Source organism: Rhodococcus koreensis (assembly GCF_017068375.1).
Classification (GTDB): Bacteria; Actinomycetota; Actinomycetes; order Mycobacteriales; family Mycobacteriaceae; genus Rhodococcus_F; species Rhodococcus_F koreensis.
In genome coordinates, this window is sequence record NZ_CP070609.1 from 280,532 (window position 1) to 289,740 (window position 9,209).

Here is a 9,209-nt window from a genome sequence, read left to right on the forward strand (position 1 = left end):
CACCGCGGGTAACCTCCCGCCATGAATGCCGCGGACAGCCCCCGCTACCGGAAGATCGTGCTCACCGTCGACGGCGAGGAACGCACCCTCGACGTGGACACCCGCACCACCCTGCTCGACGCGCTCCGCGACCACCTCGGGGTCACCGCGCCGAAGAAGGGCTGCGACCACGGCCAGTGCGGTTCGTGCACCGTCCTCCTCGACGGCAGGCGCGCCACGTCCTGCCTGACGTTCGCCGTCGCCCACGACGGTGCACGCGTCGTCACCGCGCACGGACTGGCCGACGGCGACGTGCTTCATTCCGTTCAGCAGGCGTTCGTCGAGCAGGACGGACTGCAGTGCGGCTACTGCACGCCCGGTCAGATCTGTTCGGCGATCGGGATGTTCGACGAGTTTCTCGCCCTGCAGCCGAGTGCCGTCACCGAGAGCCTGACCGCTCCTCCCGAACTCACCGACGACGAGATCCGGGAACGGATGAGCGGGAACCTCTGCCGGTGCGGCGCCTACCCGAACATCCTCGCGGCGATCCGGCAGGCGGCGGAAGCATGATTCCCTTCGACTACGAGCGGGCCACCGACGTCGACAGCGCCGTCGCCACCGTCACGGCCGATCCGCGGGCGGCGTTCCTCGCCGGTGGCACCAACCTCGTCGACCACATGAAACTCGGGGTGGCGGCGCCGCATCTCCTCGTCGATGTGAGCCGTCTCCCCCTCGACGCCGTCGAGGCACTTCCCGACGGCGGACTCCGGATCGGGGCGGCCGTCCGCAACAGCGACCTCGCCGCGCACGACGTGGTGCGGGCCCGGTACCCGATGCTGTCGCGCGCGCTCCTGTCCGGTGCGTCGGGACAGCTGCGCAACCTCGCGACGACCGCGGGAAACCTGCTTCAGCGGACCCGCTGCGTGTACTTCCAGGACGTCACGACGCCGTGCAACAAACGCGAGCCAAGCACCGGGTGTTCCGCGCTCGGTGGTTACGCCCGCTACCACGCCATTCTCGGTGCCTCGGAGCACTGCGTCGCCGTGCATCCGTCCGACATGGCCGTCGCGATGACGGCCCTCGACGCGGTCGTGGTGGTGCGCGATACCGGCGGGGAACGGCGGATTCCGGTGCGTGATTTCTACCGGCTTCCCGGAGACCGGCCCGACCGCGACACCGTCCTGCGGCACGGCGACCTCGTGACCGCCGTGGAGTTGCCCGAGCCGCCCGCCGGGAACCGGTCCGCGTACCGGAAGGTGCGGGACCGGGCGTCCTTCGCGTTCGCGGTGGTGTCGGTGGCCGCCGAGCTGACCATCGACGACGCGTCGATCACGTCGGCGCGAGTCGCGCTCGGTGGTGTCGCGCACCGGCCGTGGCGTGCCACACGCGCCGAGGAGGTCCTGCTCGGGTCGCCGCCCACGGGGGACACGTTCACGGCGGCGGCCGAGTCGGAACTCGCCGCCGCACAGCCGCTTCCGGGCAACGAGTTCAAGGTCGTGCTGACCCGCCGGGTCCTCGTGTCGGTACTCCGGTCACTCGCCGAGGAGGCGCGCCCATGACGCTCGTCGAGCCGAAGGTGATCGGAACCCCCGCCGAGCGCCTCGACGCCCACGACAAGGTGACCGGGACGGCGCCGTACGCGTTCGAGCACGCGGTGGACGATCCGGCGTACCTGTACCCGATCCTGTCGACGATCGGCCGCGGCCGGGTCACCGCGATGCACACGGCGGACGCGGAAGCCCTGGACGGGGTGCTCGCGGTCCTGACGGTGTTCGACGCGCCCCGTCTCGCGGACACCTCGGACGGGGAACTCACGATCCTGCAGGACCCCGAGGTTCACTACCGCGGCCAGTTCGTGGGCGCGGTGGTCGCGGAATCACCGGAAGTCGCCCGGCACGGCGCGGGCCTCGTCCGCGTCGACTACGACGAGGCATCCCACGACACCGACTTCCGTTCCGGCCGGGACGATCTGTACGCGCCCGACGACGTCAACGCCGGGTTCCCGACCGACACCGACGACGGCGACGTGGAGGCGGCGCTCGCCGCCTCGGCGGTCACGGTCGATCAGGTGTACTCGACCGCGATGGAACACAACAATCCGATGGAACCGCACGCCACCATCGCCCGGTGGACCCCTGGTGGCAGCGGACCGGTTCTGACGCTGCACGATTCGACGCAGGGCGTCCATTCCGTGAGGCAGACCCTGGCACCGCTGTTCGGACTCGAAGTCGAGCAGGTGCGGGTGATCGCCCCGTACGTCGGCGGCGGGTTCGGGTCCAAGGGACTGCCGCACGCGCACAACGTGCTGGCGGTGCTGGCGGCCCAGCGGGCGGCGGGCAGGCCGGTGAAGTTCGCGCTGACCCGGCAGCAGATGTTCGCCCTCTCCGCGTACCGCACCGCGACGGTGCAGCGCATCCGGCTCGGCGCGGACGCCGACGGACGCCTGACCGCGCTCTCCCACGAGGCGATCGAACAGTCCGCGAAGATCAAGGAGTTCGCCGAACAGTCGGCGGTCCCGTCGCGGATGATGTATTCCACACCGAACCGGCACACCACCCACCGTCTCGCGGCCCTCGACGTGCCTGCCCCCTCCTGGATGCGTGCGCCCGGCGAGACGCCGGGGATGTTCGCGGCCGAGGTGGCGATGGACGAACTGGCCGCGGCCTGCGGACTCGACCCGATCGAACTGCGGATCCGCAACGAGCCCGATGCCGACCCGAGTACGGGCCACCCGTGGTCGGGGCGGCGCCTCACCGACTGCCTGCGGGAGGGCGCCCGACGGTTCGGGTGGGCGGACCGTGACGCGACGGCGCGGGCGCGGTCGGACTCGGAGTGGCAGGTGGGATTGGGCGTCGCCTCCGCGACGTACCCCGCGAACACCATGCCGGGATCGGTGGCCCGGATCGTGTACCAGTCCGACGGCACCTACACCGTGCAGATCGGCTCGGTCGACATCGGCACCGGCGCGTGGACGGCGCTCACCCAGATCGCCGCCGACGCGCTGGGGTGCCCCCTGGACTCGGTCGTCCTGCAGATCGGTGACACGAACCTTCCGCCGGCGACCGTCGCCGGGGGTTCCACGGGAACCACGTCCTGGGGCAGCGCGATCGTCGCGGCGGCCCGCGCGTTCCGGGACGAGCACGGCAGCAGCCCGGTTCCGGGGGCGGAGGCCAGCGCGGGGACCCTCGACAATCCGGACGCCGAGAAGTTCGCGCTCCATTCGTTCGGCGCCCATTTCGCGGAGGCGCACGTCCGCCGTGACTCCTGCGAGATCCGCGTCGAACGCATGCTCGGCGTGTTCGCGATCGGCCGGGTCGTGAACGCCCGGACCGTGCGGTCGCAGCTCATCGGCGGCATGACGATGGGGGTGTCGATGGCGTTGCACGAGAGCAGCGTGAACGACCCCCGGTTCGGCCACGTCGTGACGCAGGACCTGGCCTCCTATCACGTCAGCACTCACGCCGACATCAGGTATCTGGACGCGGTGTGCCTCGACGACGTCGACGCGCACGCCGGCCCGATGGGGTCGAAGGGGGCAGGTGAGATCGGCATCGTCGGGGCCGCGGCCGCGGTGGCGAACGCGGTGCATCACGCCACCGGGGTCCGGGTGCGGAAGGTGCCGATCCACCTGGACGATCTGCTGCCGGGGTGACCGGCCGGGCCTACTGCACGCCCCACGCCTGCGCGAGGGAGGTCCGCAGCTGACCTTTCATCGCTCGGATCTTCTGGATGTCGGTGGCCTTCGGCGCGAGTCCGTCGAGCACGAGTTCCATGAAACGGCGGCGGTTGACGCCGAATGTTTCCAGCAGTTCGGCCGCGCTCGCACCGCCGAACGGCGCCCACTGGATCGCGAAACTGATCATCCAGCGCGCATCGGAGCTCACCGAGTGCATCTGTGCGAGCAACTCGCACCGGCGCAGCGCCAGGCGCAGCCATTCGGTGCCGAACGCTTCTTTCGGTTCGCCGTCGGTCTCGGTCGCCACGGCGGTCATCGCGGATCACCGGAGCGGACGGCGAACACCGGCAGCTGTTCGGCCGTCGACGCGGGACGGAACTCGACCCGGACCGGGCAGTCGGACGGTGCAGGGACGTCGCCGTCGATCCAGGTGTACACCCACGGACCTTCGTCGAGTTCGACGATCGCGATCGTGCAGGGGGCGCGGCCACGGTCGCCGCCGCTGTGCCCTCGGTCGACCACCTTCGAGGACACGATCGAGCCGACACCGCACGACGGGACCCGCTCGAGGTTCGAACCCTGACAGGCGGAGCACGTGGCCATCAACGGCGCGAGCAGGGTCGTGCAGTTGAGGCACCGCTGGATCATCAGTTCGCACTTCTGGGCGATTCCCTGCCAGCGGGTCATACCGTCCGTGGTCACGCCGCCACCCCCGCGAGTTCCTGCCCCACCGCGTCGTGTGCCACTAGCTTTCCCCCGGTCCACACAAGACACCGGTCGACGGTGTGCACCCGACGGAGAGGCGGGGGCAGTGGAAGTTGGGGGTCGGGCTTTCGGTGCATTCGGGGATCAGTGGACATCGGGGGCCTCGGTCTGGAGCCGGAGTGGGGGACGTGTATGAGCATCCCGTCCGCAGCGCGGAAGTACAGCGGCTGAACGACCCGGGGACATACCTATTTCGCCCCGTGCGGGTGCCCGGTCAGGGGTGCGGGTCCTGTGCGTGTTCGACGATCCACGCCGCGATCTGGGTGCGTGAGGTGAAACCCAGTTTCGCGAGAATGTGCTCGACGTGCCCCTGCGCCGTGCGCTGGGAGATCACCAGCCGCGCCGCGATCGCCTTGTTGGTCAGCCCGTCGGCGACCAGTTCGGCCACCTGCGATTCGCGTCGGGTCAGGTGCGTCGTCCCGTTCGACGACGCCGTCGCGTCGGGTCGCCTCTCGTCCAGTGCAAGTGCGACCGCGTCGTCGAAGGACGTGTGCATGCCGTGGTCGAACGCCGCATCGAACGCGCGGTCCCCGATCACGGCGCGTGCCTGCTGTTCACATTCCGCATGATGGACGAGCAGGTTGGGGTAGACGGTGCTCGGGTTGCCGACGGCCTGTGCGACGGCCTCCGCGGCACCCATCAGTTCGGCGGCGTTCCGGGCCCGGCCGGAGCCGACGGCCACCCACGCGAGCACCTCGAGCGCCCCGCACGCGCTGATCCGGTCGTCCACCAGGTGCGACAGCCGCAGTCCCTGCTTGACGTAGTCGTCGGCGAGGGCGAGGTGCCCGCGCTGCCACGCCGCCATTCCCGCAGCCCACAGCGACCAGCCGCGATACACGGATTCGCCGTGGGCCTCGGTGAGCGCGAAGATCTCGGATCCGCACATCTTCGCCACCGCCCCGTCACCCTGCATGCCGCTGACCAGTGCCACCCCGAGCAGTCCCCACGTCAGTTGGAGCAGGCTGCCCCGGTCGCGGAACACGGGCAGGGCCTCCTCGAAGCACGCCCGCGCACGCGGCAGGTCGCCGGCGAACATGGCGCAGCACCCGGCGGCGTGGACCACCAGGGCGCCGAGCAGTGTGTCACCGTTCCGCTCGGCGAGAACGGCCCCCTCGTCGACCAGCGCCTTCGCGGCCTCCCGGTCGCCGTGCATGCCCGCGAGCACACTGTCGACGTACAGCGCCTCGATCCGTTCCCGGCTCCCTCCTCCCGGGTGCCGCCCCAGCAGCTGCCCGAGCCAGCGGCGCCCCTCGCGGAGCAGTCCCCGGGCACGCCAGTACGGGTACAGTGCGGCGGCGATCCGCAGTCCCGGTTCGGCCTCCCCCGGCTCGGTCAGGCAGAAATGCAGGGCGGCCCGTACGTTCAGCTTCTCCGCGTCGAGCCGGCCGATCCACATCACCTGCCGGGGTCCGATCCACTCGGCCTCGCACCGCACCACCAACTGTTCGTACCAGTCACGGTGCCGCCTCCGCAGCGACACGAGCTCGCCGGTCTCCTGCAGTTTCTCCCGGCCGTAGTCGCGCACCGTCTCGAGCAGGTGATACCGCACCGAAGGCCCGACCTCTTCCCGGATCAGGATCGACTTGTCGATCAACGACGCCACCACGTCGAGGACGTTCTCGACGGGCAGGTCGCCGGCGCAGATTCCCTCCACCGCGTCCAGTTCGAAGCCGCCCGCGAACACCGACAGTCGCGCCCACAGTTCGCGTTCCTCGTCGGTGCACAGTTCGTGACTCCAGTCGACGCACAAGCGCAGGGTCTGCTGGCGGCTCGGCGCGCCCCGCGACCCCACCGTCAGCAACCGGTAGCGGTCCGTCAGGCGCTGCAGGATCTGCTCCGCCGACATCACCCGCAGCCGCACCGCCGCCAGCTCGATCGCCAACGGCAACCCGTCCAGCTGGCGGCAGATCCGGGCCACCGCCACATGGTTCTCCTCGGTGAGTTCGAACTCCGGCACCGCGGTGGCCGCCCGTTCGACGAACAACGTCACCGCCTCGTATTGCGGCAGGCCCTGCAGGGAGGTGCGTTCGGGTTCGGGCACCGTCAGCGGCGGCACCCGGAGCACCGCCTCCCCGCCGATCGCCAGGGGTTCGCGGGTCGTCGCGAGGATCCGCAGTTCCGGACAGCTCCGTAGCAACGTCTCCGACAGCGCCGCGGCCGCGGCGACCACGTGCTCGCAGTTGTCGAGCACCAGCAGCAGTTGCCGGTCGGCGAGGTACTCGGTCAGCAGTACTTCCGGGTTCCCGGTGCGCTGCTCCCGCAGTCGCAGCGCCGACGACACGGCGTCGACGAGCGTGGTGTCGTCGTCGAGTTCTCCCAACTCGACCAGCCACACACCGTCCTCGAACGCGCGGCTCGCGTCGGCGGCCACCCGCAACGCGAGCCGGGTCTTCCCCACACCCCCGATACCGGCGAGAGTCACCAGACGGGACACGGACAGCAGGCGTCGCGCCTCGGTCACCTCACGGCGACGGCCGACGAAACTCGTCAGTTCGTGGGGCAGGTTTCCCACTGTGCCCTTCACTGCCGCCGGCATCACACCGTCACTCTCGACTCGCAGCCCCCTGCGCACACGGTACTCCCGGTGTGCGGGGGCAACGACGCTTTCGGCTCCGCGTCCGCGTTTTCGGCTGCGCGTCCGCGGGTTTCGAATGGACCCGCGGACGGGATCACCGCGTCCAGCGGGTGGGCGCCCAGCGGCCGGTGTAGGACCGGATGCGGCCGGCCCGGCGGGGCGGACGCAACGCACCGGCCTCGGTCAGGCTGTGCGGGATCATCGCGATCCTCGTGCCGTCGACGACGTACGCGGCACCGGTCACGAACATTCCGGCCGGCGCACACAGATACGACGCCACGTCGGCGACTTCCCGATCGTCGGGGCCGGGCGCCGCGAAGTCCGGTTCGACCGCGGGCACCACCACCGAATTGACGGTGATCGAGTACCGCGCCAGTTCGGCGGCGAGCAGACCCGTCAGCCCGCCGAGACCGGACGCGGAGGTGGTGACGTTGACGATCCGTCCGCCCCCGCCACCGGCGATCATGTACCGCACGGCGCGCTGGATGCACTCGACCGCGGTGCTGCCGGGGCAGCTGACGAGGACGCCGATTCCGCCCAGGTCCCGGGCGAACTCGTCGACGGCGGCAGCGGAGCCGGGCAGGTCGGCCAGGTCCATGCGCTGCACGGCCGCGCGCACCGATCTGGATTCGACGTCGGCGGCCGTGGCTTCGGCGCTTTCCCGGTCCGAGGCATAGGCGAGGCCCACGTCGAAACCGTCTCCCGCGAGTGCCAGGGCGACGGCGCGGCCCATCGGCGAATCAGATCCCGTCACGACTGCGGTGCGTGTGCTGGGGTGCATGGGTTCGGAATACCCCCTGGTAGATCTGCTCAAACGCTCAACATTTTCGGACTGCGCACGGGCAGAACACAATCCGGCGACGAGCCTGGGTGGCCCGCCGCCGATCGGCACCTACCGGGTCAGCAGTTGGACGGCGCCGGGTCGCCGCGGAAGCGAGCGTCCAGGTAATCCAGGGCGGTCGGCAGACCCAGAACGGCCGTGGTCAGGTGATCGGGACTCGGGAACAGGTCCGACTGCACCTTGGCGCCCGCGGCGCAGTACCGGGCGATGGTCGCCTCGATCGAATCGACCGGGATGAGCACATCGGTCGGGCTGTGCCATTCGAAGATCGGTGCAGTCGGAACGCCCGGGTACAACTCGACGCTGTTCTCGTTCAGCACCTCCCAGGCCTGCGGACTGCTCATCAGGTCCGTGGTCTTGGCGACCTCGGTGGCGCTGCGGCCGGCGCCTGCCGCGAGAATGCCGTTGGTGCAGGCGTTGACCATTTCGTCGCGCATCGCCAGTCCGCGGTCGTTGAGCTGCTCGCTGATCGGAAGCTTGTCCGGGTACTCCCGCTCGAGTCCGAGCGCCGCCGCCATCGCGAGACCGAACGCCGGATGCGGTTGCATGCCGAGACCGTTGGCCATCTTGCCGATGTTCATGGGCACACCGCCCTCGGCGACGCCGACGATGTTCAGTTCCGGGGCGTAGGTCGGTGCGAGTGCCGCGGCCCACGCCGAGGCCATGCCGCCGCCGGAGTACCCGGCCAGCGCGACCGGGCTCTCCGCCACCGCCAGTTCCGGTACCCGCTGCACCGCGCGGATGCCGTCGAGCGTGATGGTTCCGCCGAGCCGGGCGGCGCCGTAGGCACTGTTCGGGCCGAGGTGGTCGGGCAGCGCGACGGTCCAGCCGCGCTGCAACGCGAGGTTCAGTGCCGGTGCCTCCTTGATCTGGAGGTCGGGATCGTTCGAGTACAGCGTCCGCGACGGCGCGCACCGCGGCCCGAGCGCGTTGATGATGTGCTGATACGACAGCAACGGCCCGTTCACCGGCCGGTTGCGGGGTACCAGCACGGTGGAGACCGACGAGATCGGATGGTCCTCCGAGTTGGTGGTGCGGTACTTCACCTGCCAGACGTCGGTGTCGGGGAAGGCCAGCAGCGGCGGCATCGGACGGACCGCGAGCGGCTCACCGACCGCGGCCTCCGCCAGACCCTGCGGCTGCCCGTAGAAGGGATCGGGGTCGGAGGCGGGATAGATCGGCAGGGCGGCGGCAACTCCGGCGTTCGCGACCGCGGTGCAGGCGACGAATGCGGCACACAGAGCGCTCGCGGTGAGGCTCGTGATACGTGAGCGCTTCATGTCGCCTCCTGGTGTGGGTAGAGATCGATTGTTACCGAGTTCGCAGGAGATATCGCGATTCGGGCCCGCCCGTTACTGCACTGCAATCGACGG

At 70.2% G+C, this 9,209-nt stretch carries 8 protein-coding genes; 3 read left to right on the forward strand and 5 right to left on the reverse strand.

Going from position 1 to position 9,209, the window contains the following annotated elements; genetic code table 11:
- Positions 1 to 21 precede the first annotated feature (21 nt).
- Genes JWS14_RS01310 through JWS14_RS01320 form a run of 3 tightly spaced genes read left to right on the forward strand, consistent with a single transcriptional unit; the run spans position 22 to position 3,631 of the window.
- Positions 22 to 549: a 2Fe-2S iron-sulfur cluster-binding protein gene (locus tag JWS14_RS01310; RefSeq protein ID WP_072946218.1), complete on the forward strand. Its 528-nt coding sequence runs from the start codon at positions 22 to 24 to the stop codon at positions 547 to 549.
- Positions 546 to 1,538: an FAD binding domain-containing protein gene (locus JWS14_RS01315; RefSeq protein WP_206012305.1), complete on the forward strand. Its 993-nt coding sequence runs from the start codon at positions 546 to 548 to the stop codon at positions 1,536 to 1,538. The genes JWS14_RS01310 and JWS14_RS01315 overlap by 4 nt, the downstream gene beginning before the upstream one ends.
- Complete coding sequence (locus JWS14_RS01320; protein WP_206012306.1) at positions 1,535 to 3,631, forward strand: xanthine dehydrogenase family protein molybdopterin-binding subunit; 2,097 nt, start codon at positions 1,535 to 1,537, stop codon at positions 3,629 to 3,631. Before JWS14_RS01315 ends, JWS14_RS01320 begins: the two co-directional genes overlap by 4 nt.
- Before the next feature lie 10 nt (positions 3,632 to 3,641).
- Here JWS14_RS01320 and JWS14_RS01325 read toward each other — a convergent pair whose 3' ends face one another.
- The 5 genes from JWS14_RS01325 to JWS14_RS01345 form a co-directional block, all read right to left on the reverse strand.
- Entirely contained in the window at positions 3,642 to 3,971 is a 330-nt protein-coding gene (locus JWS14_RS01325) for a hypothetical protein (protein ID WP_072946216.1), read from the reverse strand.
- Positions 3,968 to 4,357, reverse strand: coding sequence for a Zn-ribbon domain-containing OB-fold protein (locus JWS14_RS01330; RefSeq protein WP_072946215.1), 390 nt, complete (start codon positions 4,355 to 4,357; stop codon positions 3,968 to 3,970). Before JWS14_RS01330 ends, JWS14_RS01325 begins: the two co-directional genes overlap by 4 nt.
- A 277-nt stretch (positions 4,358 to 4,634) precedes the next feature.
- Complete coding sequence (locus JWS14_RS01335) at positions 4,635 to 6,992, reverse strand: ATP-binding protein (RefSeq protein ID WP_072946214.1); 2,358 nt, start codon at positions 6,990 to 6,992, stop codon at positions 4,635 to 4,637.
- 97 nt (positions 6,993 to 7,089) lie between these two features.
- The gene (locus JWS14_RS01340; protein ID WP_206012307.1) at positions 7,090 to 7,776 is read right to left on the reverse strand and encodes an SDR family NAD(P)-dependent oxidoreductase; all 687 of its coding nucleotides are present in this window, start codon (positions 7,774 to 7,776) and stop codon (positions 7,090 to 7,092) included.
- Between the two features lie 119 nt (positions 7,777 to 7,895).
- Complete coding sequence (locus JWS14_RS01345) at positions 7,896 to 9,116, reverse strand: lipase family protein (RefSeq protein ID WP_095864151.1); 1,221 nt, start codon at positions 9,114 to 9,116, stop codon at positions 7,896 to 7,898.
- Between the last annotated feature and the right edge of the window lie 93 nt (positions 9,117 to 9,209).